The sequence below is a fragment of the Gimesia sp. genome, assembly GCF_048262075.1.
In the GTDB taxonomy this organism is placed as follows: domain Bacteria; phylum Planctomycetota; class Planctomycetia; order Planctomycetales; family Planctomycetaceae; genus Gimesia.
In genome coordinates this window covers 320,675-336,822 of sequence record NZ_JBLXFK010000003.1, presented here as the reverse complement: position 1 = coordinate 336,822, position 16,148 = coordinate 320,675, and the positions used below count along the sequence as shown (strand labels likewise).

At 51.0% G+C, this 16,148-nt stretch carries 18 protein-coding genes and 1 pseudogene; 11 read left to right on the top strand and 8 right to left on the bottom strand.

The genetic code is table 11. The features are described from left to right. Positions 1-293 precede the first annotated feature (293 nt). Together ACN0YH_RS08810 and ACN0YH_RS08805 are read left to right on the top strand one after the other, a co-directional pair. Positions 294-707, top strand: a complete 414-nt coding sequence (locus ACN0YH_RS08810; RefSeq protein ID WP_417379199.1) for a DUF4345 family protein — start codon at positions 294-296, stop codon at positions 705-707. A 92-nt stretch (positions 708-799) separates the two neighbouring features. Further along, complete coding sequence (locus ACN0YH_RS08805; RefSeq protein ID WP_417379198.1) at positions 800-2,239, top strand: AAA family ATPase; 1,440 nt, start codon at positions 800-802, stop codon at positions 2,237-2,239. Between the two features lie 22 nt (positions 2,240-2,261). On the opposite strand, the gene ACN0YH_RS08800 is transcribed toward ACN0YH_RS08805, so the two are convergent. Together ACN0YH_RS08800 and uvsE are read right to left on the bottom strand one after the other, a co-directional pair. Further along, positions 2,262-3,029 (bottom strand): hypothetical protein, encoded by a 768-nt coding sequence (locus ACN0YH_RS08800; protein WP_417379197.1) that lies wholly within the window; start codon positions 3,027-3,029, stop codon positions 2,262-2,264. Between the two features lie 98 nt (positions 3,030-3,127). After that, positions 3,128-4,048, bottom strand: coding sequence for a UV DNA damage repair endonuclease UvsE (uvsE, locus tag ACN0YH_RS08795; protein ID WP_417379196.1), 921 nt, complete (start codon positions 4,046-4,048; stop codon positions 3,128-3,130). 327 nt (positions 4,049-4,375) lie between these two features. Here uvsE and ACN0YH_RS08790 point away from each other — a divergent pair, with 327 nt between their 5' ends. The 9 genes from ACN0YH_RS08790 (at position 4,376) to ACN0YH_RS08750 (ending at position 8,966) form a co-directional block, all read left to right on the top strand. Then, on the top strand, positions 4,376-4,690 hold the full coding sequence (locus ACN0YH_RS08790; RefSeq protein WP_145232796.1) for an ArsR/SmtB family transcription factor: 315 nt from the start codon (positions 4,376-4,378) through the stop codon (positions 4,688-4,690). A 27-nt stretch (positions 4,691-4,717) separates the two neighbouring features. Further along, on the top strand, positions 4,718-5,095 hold the full coding sequence (locus tag ACN0YH_RS08785; RefSeq protein WP_417379195.1) for a DUF488 domain-containing protein: 378 nt from the start codon (positions 4,718-4,720) through the stop codon (positions 5,093-5,095). 45 nt (positions 5,096-5,140) lie between these two features. After that, the gene (locus ACN0YH_RS08780) at positions 5,141-5,461 is read left to right on the top strand and encodes an ArsR/SmtB family transcription factor (protein ID WP_417379194.1); all 321 of its coding nucleotides are present in this window, start codon (positions 5,141-5,143) and stop codon (positions 5,459-5,461) included. 78 nt (positions 5,462-5,539) lie between these two features. Further along, positions 5,540-5,932, top strand: coding sequence for a hypothetical protein (locus ACN0YH_RS08775; protein WP_417379193.1), 393 nt, complete (start codon positions 5,540-5,542; stop codon positions 5,930-5,932). A gap of 86 nt (positions 5,933-6,018) precedes the next feature. Next, a complete protein-coding gene (locus tag ACN0YH_RS08770) occupies positions 6,019-6,483 on the top strand; it encodes an arsenate reductase ArsC (protein WP_417379192.1) in 465 nt (154 codons plus the stop codon). Positions 6,484-6,490: 7 nt separating this feature from the next. Next, a complete protein-coding gene (gene arsB / locus ACN0YH_RS08765) occupies positions 6,491-7,735 on the top strand; it encodes an ACR3 family arsenite efflux transporter (protein ID WP_417379191.1) in 1,245 nt (414 codons plus the stop codon). A gap of 7 nt (positions 7,736-7,742) precedes the next feature. Then, positions 7,743-8,003, top strand: coding sequence for a hypothetical protein (locus ACN0YH_RS08760; RefSeq protein WP_417379190.1), 261 nt, complete (start codon positions 7,743-7,745; stop codon positions 8,001-8,003). Positions 8,004-8,030: 27 nt separating this feature from the next. Continuing rightward, entirely contained in the window at positions 8,031-8,441 is a 411-nt protein-coding gene (locus ACN0YH_RS08755; RefSeq protein WP_417379189.1) for an arsenate reductase ArsC, read from the top strand. 27 nt (positions 8,442-8,468) lie between these two features. Further along, on the top strand, positions 8,469-8,966 hold the full coding sequence (locus tag ACN0YH_RS08750) for an ArsI/CadI family heavy metal resistance metalloenzyme (RefSeq protein WP_417379188.1): 498 nt from the start codon (positions 8,469-8,471) through the stop codon (positions 8,964-8,966). Here ACN0YH_RS08750 and ACN0YH_RS08745 read toward each other — a convergent pair. The 6 genes and pseudogenes from ACN0YH_RS08745 to ACN0YH_RS08720 form a co-directional block, all read right to left on the bottom strand. After that, positions 8,953-9,684, bottom strand: a complete 732-nt coding sequence (locus ACN0YH_RS08745) for a LamG domain-containing protein (protein WP_417379187.1) — start codon at positions 9,682-9,684, stop codon at positions 8,953-8,955. The genes ACN0YH_RS08750 and ACN0YH_RS08745 overlap by 14 nt on opposite strands. Positions 9,685-9,888: 204 nt before the next feature. After that, positions 9,889-10,650, bottom strand: coding sequence for a DNA polymerase beta superfamily protein (locus tag ACN0YH_RS08740; protein WP_417379186.1), 762 nt, complete (start codon positions 10,648-10,650; stop codon positions 9,889-9,891). Further along, positions 10,647-11,029, bottom strand: a pseudogene (locus tag ACN0YH_RS08735) (hypothetical protein). The gene ACN0YH_RS08740 and the pseudogene ACN0YH_RS08735 overlap by 4 nt, the downstream one beginning before the upstream one ends. Further along, positions 11,026-11,976 (bottom strand): DNA polymerase beta superfamily protein, encoded by a 951-nt coding sequence (locus tag ACN0YH_RS08730; protein WP_417379185.1) that lies wholly within the window; start codon positions 11,974-11,976, stop codon positions 11,026-11,028. Before ACN0YH_RS08730 ends, ACN0YH_RS08735 begins: the two are co-directional and overlap by 4 nt. Before the next feature lie 34 nt (positions 11,977-12,010). Beyond that, positions 12,011-14,611, bottom strand: coding sequence for a polynucleotide kinase-phosphatase (locus ACN0YH_RS08725; protein WP_417379184.1), 2,601 nt, complete (start codon positions 14,609-14,611; stop codon positions 12,011-12,013). A 99-nt stretch (positions 14,612-14,710) separates the two neighbouring features. Continuing rightward, complete coding sequence (locus ACN0YH_RS08720) at positions 14,711-16,126, bottom strand: 3' terminal RNA ribose 2'-O-methyltransferase Hen1 (protein WP_417379183.1); 1,416 nt, start codon at positions 16,124-16,126, stop codon at positions 14,711-14,713. Positions 16,127-16,148 lie beyond the last annotated feature (22 nt).

Genomic DNA, 16,148 nt, shown 5'->3' with positions numbered 1-16,148 from the left:
TTTGTCTGATGTCATTATATCAGAGCATAAAACTCAGATCACTAAAAGAGAGTGTGGCTGGTCATAATGGCCAGATCCAGAGAATCATGACGATTGCGACAATCCACAGCAGCAGATTGAGTGGTGTTTCCGGTCCGGATGAAGCCGGTGAAACGTAACAACTCGTTTAGTGTACCGTCATGTTGGTCTGACCGCCCAATAGTGCCATGAGGCGGGCGGATGTGGACTGTTCGCATCTGGTTGCGTATTCTAATAAGCTGTCAGGCCATTAATCACTGTTTCTGGAGATCTTGATGACTCGAATATTTCTGACTGTTGTAGGCCTGGTCTATCTGCTGCTGTCACTCTGGTGCAGTGTGGATCCCGCTTCGACCTCACGTTCGGTCGGCTTTATACTTGAATCTGGTTCCGGCCAGTCTGAATTTCTGGTCGTTTACGGCGGACTGGAACTGGCGCTGGGAATCATCTTTCTGTGGCCGCTCTGGCAGCCTGGTGTCACACGTTATTCACTGATCGTCTGCGTGATTGTGCATGGTTGCCTGGTGCTGTTCCGCAGCATCGGCTTTTTCGTGTTCACGGGCATTGGTTCGACAACTTACTCTCTGGCAGCGGGCGAATGGCTGGTTTTTCTGATCAGCATGGGGTTATTCATTAAGTCTGACAGTTTGGATAGGCAGGTACTGCTTAAAAGAACTGAAAATGATTGAAGTTAATGTTTGAGATGTGTATACCTGAACTGGTCGCTCTCAGTCATGCAGGACTGGCACTCACTGTGATTCCGATCTTCAGAAAGAGGTGAATGATGGCGTATCTGGGTTGGTTATTACTGGGTTTGATTCTGGGGGTGGGGATTACATTTCCTGTCTTGAAAGCATTCAGACGAAAAACATCTCATCAGGATTCTGTGGTTCCCTTGCTGAAAAAGCATTATCATCCTCTGCCCACTAGCGAGATCACACTTACAGGACGCACCTTTCCTCTGCGGGTAAGGGCTGATCTGCAGATGGCGATTGATCAACTGTTTGCCGAGGGGATTACAGTCAGGCATTTTTGCGGCGTACGTGGCGAATACGGACGTCAGGAAATCAGCCTGGCAGGCTGTCTGATGGTGAACCGGCATTCGGAAACCGTCACGGTTCCACCCGAGTATGAAGAAGTGAGTGTCGGAGAAGAACAGCCCGTGCGTGTGCTTAAAATCGGGCTCTGGCTGCTGGAAAAAGAGGGGGTTCGTTTTGCGGCATTTCTATCACCCGCCGATCATTATGGTCAGGTCACCGGAGTGGAGCTTCAGGTCGGCACACCTAATTCCCCAGAGGGGACCAGGATCGCTCAGGAATTCTTTAAGCATCTGGAGCAGGCCATTCAACGGGCCAGATCGTATCGGGGAAAAGTACTTTCTCTGGAACAGTTGCAGCATTCCTATTCCGGCGAGTCCAAAGGGATTACCGTGCATCAATTGCGTGAGGTCGCTCGCGATCAGGTGATTCTGCCTGCTGCGACACTGGAGTTACTGGAACGGAATGTGATTCAGTTTGTTCAACAGCGAGAACGGCTGTCACAATTCAAACAGTCAGCAAAGAAAGGGATTCTATTTTACGGTCCGCCCGGAACAGGAAAAACTCATACGATCCATTATCTGTCCAAGGCACTCCCGGGGCATACCACTCTTTTAATTTCAGCCGAACAGGTTGGGATGCTGAACGAATACATGACACTGGCCCGACTGCTGCAGCCCAGCATCGTCGTCCTCGAAGATGTCGATCTAATTGCCCGCGATCGCAGAAATATGAACAGTGCCTGTGAAGAAGTTCTGCTGAATAAGTTGCTCAATGAAATGGACGGCTTAAAGCCGGATGCGGAAATATTGTTTATTCTGACAACGAATCGGCCGGAAACCCTGGAAGCTGCACTAGCCTCCCGACCAGGTCGTGTCGACCAGGCGATAGAGTTTCCACTACCGGATACAGATGGACGTCGGAAACTGATCCATCTCTACTCAGAAGGAGTGACAGTCAGTACTGAGGTGATTGAAGAGGTTCTGATGCGTACGGCAGGCGTTTCGGCGGCGTTCATTAAAGAACTGATGCGTCGGGCAGTTCAATTTCATCTCGAGCGCGAGGGGACGGGTGAAATTTCCAGCGCCGATGTGACGAATGCCCTGGATGAGATGCTGGTCAGCGGCGGTTCGCTGAATCTGAAACTACTCGGGGCGACTGGTATCGACCAGTCTCATGTCTGAATGACTTGAGTGCAAATGCGGTTTAATCAAGAAACGCGACATTCCGCATGGCGCGTGATTGAGTTTCTGTATTCATGACGACACGATGCCAGTCCGGAAGCAGAATGGTTTTATGATCGGGATGGCGAATCCGGCCTTTCACATAGACTTCGGGATTCCGCCGCATGGCCCTCCAATTCCAGGTTCGAGCATTACTGTTCTTCTCGATCAGTCTCTGGTATTGAATGTGAGATAACCCGGATCGATATCGATTGCAGACAAGCACTGCCTCGCCGCCTGTTCGAACACAAAATTCTGCCCAGTGTGCCTTGCCTCCGTTGCCACGCATCAGGGGTTCGTTTTGCAGAATGATCATCTCCTCGTCCGGTTCTGCTGAAACTGGGAGAAAGAACCATTCACCCTGCCGGATAAATGCTGCATTTTTGCGCCGATTGCGGGATTTGTTTGCCAATTTTTTCTGTGATTGGGCAACCCGCACAACATGTGGTTTCAAGGCCTCCTTAGCCTGACGAACAGTTCCGACAGGGGCCTTTTCGGGGATGGCCGCCACAAACCAGTGACGTTCATCATGACCACACAGAAACTTGTATTTTTCTTTCTCTTCGCGAATCAGCAGCAGCAAATGACGATCTTCTGGTTGCAGGTCGAGCACCTGAGGCTCTGCTTCACTGCGTAACGTGATTTCGAAGTACTCGCCCCGTCGATCTTCCTGGATATCCAGTAGTGATATACGAAGTGGGATGCGAGGGCGTGTGGCTAGTGGATCCTGGAATTTAACCCGGGCGCCCATTCGTAAAAACTTCTTGTTGAGGTATGCTGTATCCATCATGCTCTGACAGACACTGCCCGTAACCTCAGGTTCACTGAAAAATTTAAAAATACAGCAGCTCATTTATTTCTTGTGCAGAGTGACTGCATCAGTTTCAGCACGGCCTGTTCTTTCGCTTTGGCTTCCACTTCCACTGTCAGTTCAAGCGACTCCCAGCAGTGGGGGAAATCCTGGCTGTCAATGAAATCGTGATGTCGGTTTGGTCTGGGACCCTGCCAGCCTTCCAGGGGGCTGGAGATGTGAAACAGGGGCTCTCGATTCCACGTCTGGAGTGCCTGTTCAGTCGCTGCTTCGATGGAAAGGTCATCGGGCAGGCAGCGGTGATGATGGGCATCGTAAACCAGGGGGATTCCTGTTTCCTGACACAAGGGGAGCAGATCAGACGGTGTATAAGTCTTATCGTCATTCTCGACGGTCAGGCGGCTGCGTACGCGGCGGGACAGACGCTTCAGATTTTTGGCAAAGCGTTTGAGAGCCGCAGGTTTGTCGCCGTATCCACCACCGCCATGAATATTGACAACGTCCGCATTCACCCACTCTGCTACTTCAGATTGATATTCCAGTTCTTCAATCGAACGTGTGACGACATCCGGGCGGGGAGAATTCAACACTACAAACTGATCTGGATGAAAACAGGTACGAATATTTTGTTCGCGGGCAAATGAGCCGCATTCCTGAAAGAGCTTGACGATTTCTGCTCCTTCAGGCAGGTCGCTCATCGCGTATCCGCATTCCGGATGCGTTTTCAAAGGCAGGATCTGACTGTTAATGCGAAAGCAGCCAATGCCATGTGAGGCACAGAATTCGAGCGAGGACTGAAGTGCCAGCGCGTTTTCCCTGCAGAGCCGCGCCAGTTTTTCCAGTGCCGCGGTACGTTCCATCTGGCTGTTCGCTTTAACGGTGGTATTACGGAATTTGATCGGTTCTTCAAGGAACTGACAGCAGAGTCCCAGCCGAATCTTCGATGAGGTGTTCTTCAAATGCTCAGACTTTCCAGTTGATTGCAGCCTGTTTCTGTTTCATGCTTACGATTCATTTAATCGATTATGGTGTAGAAATTAGAAATGATAAGCCCTCTATTGTGTAGAAATAAAAGTGAAGAAAGCCCGGGTGTGTCTGTTTTGTGAACCGGATTCGGGAAATACGAGAATTGTGAGTGAAACCCGAAATGAAAATTTCTGGAGCTGTCCAGACACAAGTATTTTGCTACAATCTGAATCAAATTCCCCGCAAATGCGGATTGCCTGGCCAATCAGCTCGTCGATGGGACGGGGGAGGTCTTTTATTTTGTGGGCGATGGTAAAGTTATGTCTAAAGATCGGCTCCAATCCGACTTATGTGCAGAAAAGTTAAAAGCGCTGGGAGAACCCATTCGTTTGCGCATTATAGACCTGCTGCGAGATGGTGAGCGGGCTGTCAGTGATATCGCCGAACAACTGGAAGAAGAGGTCGTCAATGTCTCTCATCATCTGGGAATTCTGTATCATGCGAAACTGGTGACCAAACGCAAGGAAGGCCGCTTCGTAGTCTACAATCTGCATCCAGAAGTCTCAGCCGTCAGCAAAGCCGGGAAACAGCATCTCGACTTCGGCTGCTGCCGCCTGGAAGTCCCTGACAAATGAGCGCATTTTGAGACAGTGGTCCAGTTCATGCCTGCGAAAATTCAGATCAAACGCATTTATGAAGAACCAGTCGAAAGTGATGGCTATCGGATTCTTGCTGATCGACTCTGGCCGCGCGGCGTGAAAAAAGCGGATGCCGAGATTGATCTCTGGCCCAAAGAACTGGCTCCTTCAAACGAATTGCGTAAGTGGTTCCACGCTCATTTGGATCAGTATACTGGTTTTGTCAATAAATATCAGAGCGAACTGAATTTAAAGGGTGAGCTGGCGGAACAGTTACTGCACGAGGCAGGCCAGACCCAGATCACACTGTTGACCGCCGTGAAAGCGCCCGCGCAGAGTCATGTTCCGGTGTTGAAGCAGTTTCTGGAAGATCTGGATTCAAAGAGCGATAACCGCTTTTGAGCGCTTGACAGTTTACCTGAAAAAGTATAATATGGCGATATTGCCATGAAGGAAAAGACCCGAGAACAATATGAAGCACGTGCCAAAATTGCCAAAGCAATGGCACATCCCAGTCGGCTGCTGATGCTGGATCTGCTGCAGAACCAGGAGATGTGCGTAAACGATATCTCGGAGAAGGTCGGTGCGGATCAATCCACTGTTTCCAAGCATCTATCGATTCTCAAGGAAGTCGGACTGGTTGGTTCTCGTAAGGAAGGGACGCTCAGCTACTACCGTGTTACCTGTGGTTGCCTGGATGGTTTCTTCTCCTGTATGGAAACAGTGCTCTTAACGGATCTTGAAGGTCGTAAACTGTCAGTAAAATAATTTTTTTAAGTCAAATATGGCAAAATTGCCATAATGGAATATGCGGGGTGTGTCGATGAGAAAGGAAATTGCTGATCAATGCGTCGATTCGGCCTTTTGATATTTACAGCCCTGATTCTGTTCCCGTTATTGTTTCTGATGACCTCCACACGCGGTCAAAACGGTTTCAATAAGGCACTGAATCAGACTTACGAATTAATACTCCCACCTGATGCAAACGCAACATCACCAGAGCTCACTCGTACCGAATGGAGCAGAACAGCAGAATGGACTATCCACACAGATCAGACCTGGAAAGTGTATCGTGTTTGGTTACTCAAGCAGATCGGAGGCACATACCGCATCCTTTCAGAAACAGAATTTCAGCTTGAGTTAAGGCAAACATTTCATGCGGAAATACATGATATTAAGCTGATTGCTGATGAAGTAGAAGGAAAGATCCATGTTGTTTATAGCGTGTCTCTCTGGTAAGGCGGGGCCGAAGCAAGTGGATGACAATACTTGTCTCTATTTCATTTTACAGTCTTACTGGACGTTTTATTTGATAAGGAACATCGATGGGTAAACCGATGGTTTTGTTTCTCTGCACTGGAAATTCTGCTCGCAGTCAGATGGCAGAAGCCTTTCTGAGACAGCATGCGGGGAATAGTTTTGATGCACATAGTGCTGGATTGAACCCTCAGGGAGTCCATCCTCTGACGGTTCAGGTAATGGAAGAGGCGGGTATTGATGTTTCAGGACAGCAGTCAAAGTCCCTCAACCAATATCTCGGAAAGACGAGTCCCAAATGGGTCATATTTGTCTGTGAGAAAGCGGAGAGTTCCTGTCCTCATGTGTGGCCATTTTCACTTCAATCAGAATCGTGGAGATTTGAAGATCCGGTTGATCATGCTGGCGACGAGTTGGAGCGACTCATGAAATTCCGGATTGTGAGAGATCAGATTGAAGCACGGATACTGGAGTGGATCACTGAAAACAGCATCGATTCTGTAATAGAAAATCAATTCGAGAACAAGGAGTAAAACGACAATGAGTAGTGCCAGTGACTGCCCGGCGATCGAGACCAAAAATATGAGTCTATTTGAACGTTATCTGACCTTGTGGGTCGGATTGTGTATCATTGCCGGGATCGTGTTAGGCAAGGTTGCACCGGGGATTGCCCAGACCCTGGATGGGATGGCTATCTATGTGAATGATGCTCCCGTTGTTTCCATCCCGATCGCGGTCTGCCTGTTTTTCATGATGTACCCCATCATGGTGAAAATTGATTTTGCTGAAGTTCTTAAAGCGGGTAAGGCCGTTCGCCCTGTTGGACTGACCTTGTTTATCAACTGGGCCATCAAACCATTTACCATGTATGCCATTGCGAGCTTTTTCCTGGGAACCCTGTTTCTGACATTCATCGGACCGGAAGCGGTAGACTATGTCAAAATGCCTTTTGGGGCCAACCTTGCTGTCGGAGCCGAATATGGTGCAGGCAAGGTCGTCCTGGTTGAAGGAGTCAAGATGCTCGAAGTCCCACTCTGGAGGAGCTATCTGGCGGGTTGTATTCTGCTGGGGATCGCTCCCTGTACTGCGATGGTACTGGTCTGGGGTTTTCTGGCGAAGGGTAACGATGGTCATACGCTGGTCATGGTCGCGATCAACTCATTAACCATGCTGGTACTGTATGGTCTGTTGGGAGGGTATCTACTGGGTGTTGGAAAACTACCTGTTCCCTGGCAGGCACTACTACTTTCGATTGGAGTCTATGTGGCTCTGCCGCTGGTAGCAGGGTTCTTTTCCCGCAAATGGCTGATTGCCAGTAAGGGAGAAACATGGTTTCGAGAGAAATTTCTCCATGTATTAACACCGGTCACGATTGCCGCCTTGTTAGTCACATTGATTCTACTGTTCTCGTTCAAAGGAGAGACCATTCTCAATAATCCCATGACGATTCTCTGGATTGCCATCCCGCTGTTTATCCAGACCGTAGTCATTTTCGCTCTGGGCTATCTGCTTTCAAAAATGCTGGGGCTGACTTATGAAAGTGCCGCCCCCACGGCATTGATTGGCGCTTCGAACCATTTTGAAGTCGCGATTGCGACTGCGACCATGTTGTATGGACTCTCCTCAGGAGCAGCGCTGGCAACGGTGGTGGGAGTATTGATTGAAGTCCCATTGATGTTGATGCTGGTGAAATTTTGTATACGAACTCAAAGCTGGTTTCCACACCAGGCGAATTCCGATCCAGCCGCGTTAAAATCAGTGACGGCTAATACTGTGAGTGAATGAAATGATTATGAATGAAGAGCATAAAGACTGTTATGGAAGCATGTTTCCCGACACTCTGCATTTGAACGATAACGTAGCGAACACAGGCCAGGTCTTTTCAGTCAGAGTGAAAAAACCAGAAGGGGGTGTCATTCCTGTTTACTCTGATCGCCTGATTGAAGTTGATTTCAAACAATGGAAAGAGTGTCAACTGTGTGTTGAATTCGAAAGTTGTTATAAACTCAGCATGGCAAAAATCGCTCTGGAATCTGCTGTCGCCAGTCACTAATGAACTCCATGAAAGGAAATTGAAGAAATGAAACGTGTATTGATCCTGTGTACGGGCAACTCCTGTCGTTCTCAGATGGCAGAAGAACTGTGGGAAACACTGGGAGCGGGAGAATGGCAGGCTGAGTCGGCCGGTTCGAAGCCATCTGGTTACGTGCATCCGCTCGCAATCGAAGCCATGCGCGAACTGGATGTTGATTTGTCTGAGAACACGAGTAAACACCTCGACCAGTTTACCAGTCAGAAATTCGATCTGGTAGTGACGGTTTGTGATAACGCGAAGGAATCGTGTCCCGTGTTTACCGGTGCGACCCAGACACTGCACTGGCCTTTCGATGATCCGGCAGATGCAACAGGTACAGATGAAGAAAAAATGAAAATGTTCCGTCGCGTACGGGATGAAATCAAAGACAAAATTCAAAACTATCTAAATAACTGAATTCACTGCATAAAAAGGAATACTACGATGAATCAAAAATCAGCTGCCGAATTTCCCGGAAACTTTCGTGTACACATCGCGTTAACCGTTGCTGATCTGGAACAGTCAAAACAGTTCTACAATATTCTCTTGGGAGTCACGCCCAGTAAGGAACGCGCCCGGTACGCCAAGTACGAGCCACAGGACCCATCCGTCAATCTCACACTTAATGAAACAGATGAGGCAGTTCAAGTAGAAGGGGGATCGGCTCACTTCGGGATTCAGGTCAAATCGGTAGAGGAAGTCCACGCCGCCATCGAACGGTTTAAGGCTGCAAATATCCAGACTGTTACGGAAGAAGCAACCACCTGCTGTTATGCCGTGCAGGACAAGGTCTGGGCCATCGATCCGGATGGGCACAAATGGGAGGTCTTTGTGGTGCTTGAAGCGGATGCGAAAGATGAACTTTATGCACAGTCAGGCTGCTGTGGACCGGAAATGGTGACGTTGAAAGACTGTAGCAGTTCACCGTCTAATCCTGCTTGAGGTCAATCCATTTGGCATCGAAGATCATCCCGTTATTATTGTTCGGAGAGGCATCGTACAGCATGTCTTTATCTGGTTTGGCAAAGTCAAACAGGACGACCGTTTCTGCATCTGATTTGAATTTGTCCTCAGGTTCGAATTCTTTGTCATAGCGGGCGACTTTTGAGATGCGAAACAGCCGTATGATGCCTTTACCGAACAGGGCCGCTGGTTTTGTCTGCGTATCTTTCCATTTTTCCTGAGCCCCCAGAAAGAACAGTCGGCTTTCATCAAAGGGGCCGGGAGCAGGAGCGGAAGTCTGATGGATTAATTTCCCATTGAGGTAAAGCGATTGTTCAAATTCATCGTAGACCATCGCGAAATGGTCCCAGCCTTCAATCGAATTGGGATCGACGGGAACAGAATGATTCATTCCGTTGTCACTCTCCCAGCCAGTGGAATGCCCTTGCGCACGAAGGGAAATCCAGAGACTGTTTTCCGGGTCTCCCTGTTTTCCCTGGCAGCAGATCCGGCCTGACCAGTCTTTGACCCAGGCTTCGATCGTAAATTCACCATAGTCTTCCAGCTTGATGTGAGGAAAGGTGACGTAGCTGTTTTTACCGTCGAACTGTAATCCCTGCGGTTTTTTATCAGTTGCAGCTTTGTCTGGTTCTGCAGACATCAATGGTAAAGTCAGGTTCAAGAAAAACGCTATGATTAAAATCGATTTGAATTTCATGCTGAAAGTCCTGTTTTTCAGATCAGATTAACGGGAATCAAAACATCATAAGACAGAACATCAGCGATACAAGATTTTGTCTGAAAAATTCACATTTGGTTCGCGTATCTCTGATCATCACTAAGAGATATTCACTCAATACATTCCCGGTATAGGTGGCCCCAGCTTTCCGGTTCTTAAAAGACAGGCAGAAGATCTTGGAGTTCAACCATTGAGAGTACTCAGACGAATCCGGACCAGCAGGTCATTCAGCGCTGCACCCGAACTCGGCTTTTCAGGTAGACAGGTCGTTTCCATCGCCTGTTCCAGTTCACCCACGAGTCGCTGGTATTCGCGTCTATGGAACTCCATGTCGGCGGCATCCAGCGTGGAACGTTCTGTTCCCTCCAGCTTCCGTTCGACCAGCTCCGGGATGTAGGACAGCCGGGCCTCTTTGTTCAAGTGGATCAGATTTGCTTCCACTTCACCAGTGCGCATCAGATGCAGACCGGTGAGCAGCACCCGATACACATAGAGCAGGGGTTTGACCCGGGGCGGATCTTCCTTTTGAAACAGCTTCCACTGTGTCGCCGCAAATCCCAAATAATGATAGGCGTGGTACTTTGTCACACAACCGGGAGCCAGTGCTTTCAATTCTTCATACGCAGGTGTGGCGTGCAGGACCAGCGGCGAGAGTAATTGTTCCAGTACGTAGCCATTTTTCTTAAGCATCAGTTGAAAGAACTTACTGACGTCATGCGTGACCAGATCAATTTCCAGTCCCTCATCGACGCGCGAACGCTCGACCGTTTCCTCTCCTGCTTTCAGGCCGATGACAGTCTCCAGCGGCAGCAGATGCACGCCGCGCAGATCGTAATCGGAATCAGGAGAAGGGAAGCCGTAAAGATGCGCTCCACTGATGGTCACAAACAGTAGCGGATATGGGTGTTGTTCGATCTGGTTCCGTAATCGAGGATCAATGTTCATGGTGATTCTTCTATAGGAACTGGGCGAAATTCATGAATGACCTCAATCGTTCCTGTGATAAGTAGATTGAATTCCTGCAGATCTTCTGACGGTATCCAGTATTCTTTCAAGTCGCGACCCCCTGCTTCCTGAGGCGCGTACTGTTTTAAAAAGTCAAACTCGATGTCAAACTGCAGGACATAGCCGACATAGCCGGAATTGGGATCTTTTGTGTTCCAGTCCCGGGCAATCATGATCGCATACTCTTCCGTGAGTACAGGATAAAAAATGGGTTGCCAGTATAAAAGGGGGGAAACTCTTTCCACCCGGACGCCCGTATCAAGTCGAGTTCCTGCTGACCGACAGGTCGAAAGAGTGTGACAGTCTGTTTTCCATTCATGGCAGTATTTCCTGCGTCGCCAGTCGACGCGCTTTGATGAGATACTCATTTGCAGTTTCATAATCGGGGCGGGGCGGTAGTCTGGTCTGCTCCAGCGCCTGCTCAAATTCCTTGTGCAGGCTCTTCCGCCATTTCTCGGTTTCGTCCCAGGGTACTTCACCTCGCTTGATCGCCAGCAATTGATCCCGGTGTGGTCCCACATCGACGACGACATAGCCTTCGCGCAGGAGCGTGACTCCCGAGATCAACAGCCGAATCAGGTGCATCACATGTTTCCATTTGACTTGGCCCTGGTTCTTGATATCGGTTTGCATCTTTTTGAACTGCGACATCACATAACCGTTGTAGGTCTGATAGACGACGCGCGTCAGAAAGATTTCCCGCATGTCCAGCAGTTCCTGGCCGAGGGGCGTGACCTGTTCGACCAGGGGAGTATAGAGGCACTCCAGGACGTTGGGGTTCGCTTTCAAAGCCAGGATCAGAAACTTCTGCAGCTCCCAGTAGGTTTCCTGCGTTTCGTGACAGTCGAGCTGTTCAGGGACGCCGTACAGCGACCACTGCAATTCTGCTGGAGGCAGATAGACGCCGCGATAGTCGGTATCGGACTGCTCATCCTCCAGACCAAAGGCGCGGGAGCCGATGATGCATTTGAAGATCACCCGTTGAAACAGGTCGCTGCGGCTGGCGTTGATGTCACTGTTGCCGATCTCACCTTCTTTAAACCGGGCCAGTTGTGTCAGTTCGTCTGCGCGGAGCGTTGCTTCCACCCCATCGGGAAATTTGACACGATAGGAGTGGTCCAGATCCCGGGGCGCACGTACTACCACACCGACCGATCCCCGCGGATGCTGCGTACGACCGTTCGGCCCGATAATATCCCGGACCGTCACCACCTGTGTGCCTTCAGAATAGATCAGGTTCGGCTGATAGTGGACGCGCTTGGTCATGGCATTACTTCCTGTTTCCGCCTGTGGTGAAGTTTTACAACCGGGGATCGAGCGGCTCACTTTCAAGGGCCAATACCCCAAATACACATTCATGGACCCGCCGCAGCGGTTCCCGGTTCACAAATCGTTCCAGTGCTTCGATGCCCAATGCAAACTCACGTTGCGCCAGAGATCGCTTGCGGTGCAGATTACGATTCCGCAGGCGGGACAGATTATCTTCCGCGTCGTAATCCGGACCATAGATAATCCGCAAATACTCTTTCCCCCTGCATTTGATCGCAGGCTGCACCAGTCCCTGTGTGCCCCGTTGAATCCATTCCAGGGGTTTGACCACCATCCCTTCTCCACCTTGATTTGTCAACCCGGACCACCAGGCGATTCCGGCCTGCACACTGTCATTGTCGGTCAGATCAACTTTTATCGACGGAGTGGCCAGCAGCAGTTTCTCATCCTGCTCACAGATGCGTGCGATGGTCTGCATATGCCAGTGATGATTCTGGTCGATGTGGACTCTCCCTTCAGTGGCCAACAGGTGAAACGGGGCCAGTTTCAAGTCATTCAGTGTTTCCACGGGCCAGCAATAGTGGCGATAGGCGTGGATGAATTCTTCGATCGCGGTCTGCCGGTTGCGGAAATGGGTTACGACCTCCTCAGCATGAGATGCTTCGTCAGTAGTGAGTCGTGCTGTTGCCTGTTCCAGCGCAGCGACGACCGGGGGGAGGGCCGCTTTCCCCGCGGCACCGACGGCCGCATACTGGGACTGTAGCAACGCCTGGGCTTTGGCCGACCAGGGCATCAGTTCGCAATCGAAGCAGGCCCAGTCCGTCTGGAACTCATTCCAGAAGTCAGCGGCACTCAAAGCCTGACGTACCCGTTCCAGGCAGGCGGTTTCCAGTTCGGGCTGATTAAAGAAACGTCGTCCGGTGCGCGTGTAAACGATGCCACGTTCCGCTTCCTGCACCCCAAACCGCAGGCGGGCCGTTTCCTGATCGCGACAGACGACAACCACCGCACGCGACCCCATGTGCTTTTCTTCGCAGATGACCTGGGGGATTCCCTGGTTGCGAAAATAAGCAAATGCTTCGGCGGGATGTTCCAGCAGCCCCGGCTCCGACGAGGTTTCCGGCGGCGACATCGTCGGGGGAAGATAGATCAACCATTTGGGGTTGGCGGCAAAGCGGCTCATAACTTCCAGGGCCGCGGTGCCGTTCTCTGCACGAATGGTAATGTTCGGCTGCAGCCGTGTTGAGACAATTCGCTTCCCGGTCACATCCTGCAAGTCGAGCAGGTCATCGTGCTGCTGCTGGGCCGTTTGTGCTGCTGCATCCGTATCCCGATACATGGGTTTTGCGTATTCGCAGTAGACTTCTTTTGCTGGTACGGAAACGAACTGTTTTTCCGGATAACGGAGTGCCGTCAGGCGACCACCAAACACACAGCCCGTATCGATGTTGACCGTTCGGTTGAGCCATTCCGGATTGGGAATAGGAGTATGACCGTAGACCACATGCGCAGCGCCCCGGTATTCGGCGGCCCAGTTATAGCGGACTGGAAAGCCGAATTCATCGGTTTCGCCTGTCGTCTCGCCGTAAAGAGCAAACGAACGAACCTTCCCCGAGCCCCGTCCCTGCAGGTCCTCTGTCATACCAGCGTGTGCGACGACGAGCTTTCCCTGGTCCAGTACATAATGGCTGATCAGACTATCAAGAAACTTGGCCAGCGCCTGACAGAACGGCTCCCGCGTCTCTGCAGGCAGCGCTTCGATCTCAGCAACGGTTTCTGCCAGACCGTGTGTCAGTTTGACATCTTTTCCTTTCAGCTTGCGGAGCAGTTTCATGTCATGGTTTCCGGGAACACAGAGTGCCGTTCCTTGCTGAACCATGTTGCGTACGATACGCACCGTGTCCAGAGAACGCGGTCCCCGGTCGACCAGATCGCCCAGAAAGACGACCTTACGTCCTTCGGGATGCGCATAATGTTCTTCGCCCCAGAGTGGGGTCGATTCTGCTGTTGATTGTCTTACGTAACCGAGTTGTGCTAACAGTGCTTCCAGTTCGTCACAGCAGCCATGAATATCACCGATGATGTCGAACGGGCCCTGTTCCTCGCGGCGGTCATTCCAGAGAGGGACTCGTTTCAGTTTGGCCGCTTCAATCTGTTCGATTGAGTTCAATTCGAAAACATAACGGTAGCCTTCACGCCGGATTCGTTTCAGATTTCGTTTTAACTGCGAGCGCTGATTGCGGACCACGTGTGATCCAAATGAACGGTCGGGGCGTTCCTGGTTTCGCGCATGACAGATCTTTTCGGACAGGTTGAGCACGATGGCGACCGGTAGAAAGTGGTACTTCCGCGCCAGTTCGATCCACTGCGCCCGGGCCTCCGGCTGGACGTTGGTGGCGTCCACGACTGTCAAACGTCCTGATTCCAGTCGTTTGGAAACAATATGCCCCAGCAGTTCAAAGGCTGCTTTGGTGACACTCTGGTCATTTTCATCATCACTGATGATCCCCCGGCAGAAATCGGAGGAGATGACTTCGGTCGGCAGAAAATGTTTTTGTGCGAACGTACTTTTGCCCGCCCCGCTGGGACCGACGAGTACAACGAGTGAGAGTTGGGGGATTGAGATATCCATTAATTGATACTTGTCTGAATCTGATGTTAAGCAGGAAAACTGGTTTTTAAATTCCTGAATGGATGAGTATGTGAACGAGTTAAAAGGAACGCACGGCGTTCAGGTATCGGTGTGCGACTTCAATTCAAACACTCCCATTTGTGTGGGTGCACCTACTGCTTTGTCTTCCGGACCAACGGGCAGGAAGCGGACAGCGTAACCGAACTGATCTGCCATGCCGGTGGCCCACGTCTGAAATTCAGGCCGCGTCCACTCGAACCGGTGGTCGTTGTGACGCAGTTCGCCGGCGGGCAGCGTTTCCCACATCACGTTATACTCCCGATTCGGGGTAGTCAGCACGACGGTTTTCGGACGGGCGAATTCAAACAGCATCCGTTCCAGCGCCGCCAGCCGGGGCGGATCGAGGTGTTCAATCACTTCAACCAGGGCTGCGGCGTCGAAACCTTCGAGACGACGATCGCGGTAAGTGAGCGAGCCGTGAAGCAGTTTGATCCGTTGTACCTGACGCTCCGGAAGGCGTTTCAGTTTGAGACGCTTCGAGGCAATTTCCAGCGAACGCACCGAAACATCCAGACCGACAATCTGTTCAAACTGTCGATCGGCCAGTAGTTCGCGCAGTAGTTTTCCTTCACCACAGCCCAGGTCTAGCACACGTTTTGCACCGGAAGCCCGCAGGGCGGCCATTACACTGCCCAGTCGCTGCTGGTTCAGGGGAATCGCTTTGTCGGGGAGGTCCTCGGCTGTCTCTTCGGTTTCGATATCCAGTTCTATCTGCTCGGGCTGGGTCTCTTCGACCAACTGGGCCAGGGCTGTACGGTACAGGCTCGGTTTAAACTTCAGGTAACGGCGGCTGATCTGTTCTTTCAGGGGATGATCGGCCAGCCAGCCGGCTCCTTTTTCCAGTAGCTTCTCCAGTTCATTCTCGCCGACGAAATAATGTTTGCGGTTGTCGAAGACCGGAATCAGGACGTAGAGGTGGTTGAGCAGTTCCGAAAGTGTCTTTGTCCCCGTCAAACTAACCGAATAGCAGGGGCTCTCACCCCAGTCCGGGAACTGTTCATCCAGCGGATAAGACTGGATGGCGACTTCATAACCCAGCGGTTCAAAGATTTCGCGGATAAAACCTTCCCCGCCGCGCACCGGCAGGACTGCGATCTGTACCGTGAGTGGAATCGGCGTGCTGGCCAGTTCCGGCCGATCCTTGCAACGCCCGTTGAGCGCGGATCCCAGGACCTGTGAAAGGGCGACACTCATGAACGATGAGGCAACATAGGGGCGGTCGTTTACGTACTGGTCGAGCAGAAACGACTGCTGACGTCCTTTGCCGCGGACCATTCCCACCGGATCCACGTCCAGCAGCAGACAGGCGGTGCACTGTTCATCGGAAACCATGGGGTAAAACAGGTGAGCGTTGCCGAAACTCAGATGAAAGCTTTGAAAACGGTCCGGGTGTTTGTGGAGCAGGTAGCTCAGATCGCTGGCGGGTTTGTGTGTCGTCGTGATAGATAACAGCATGTTGGATTCCCAACTGTAGAGA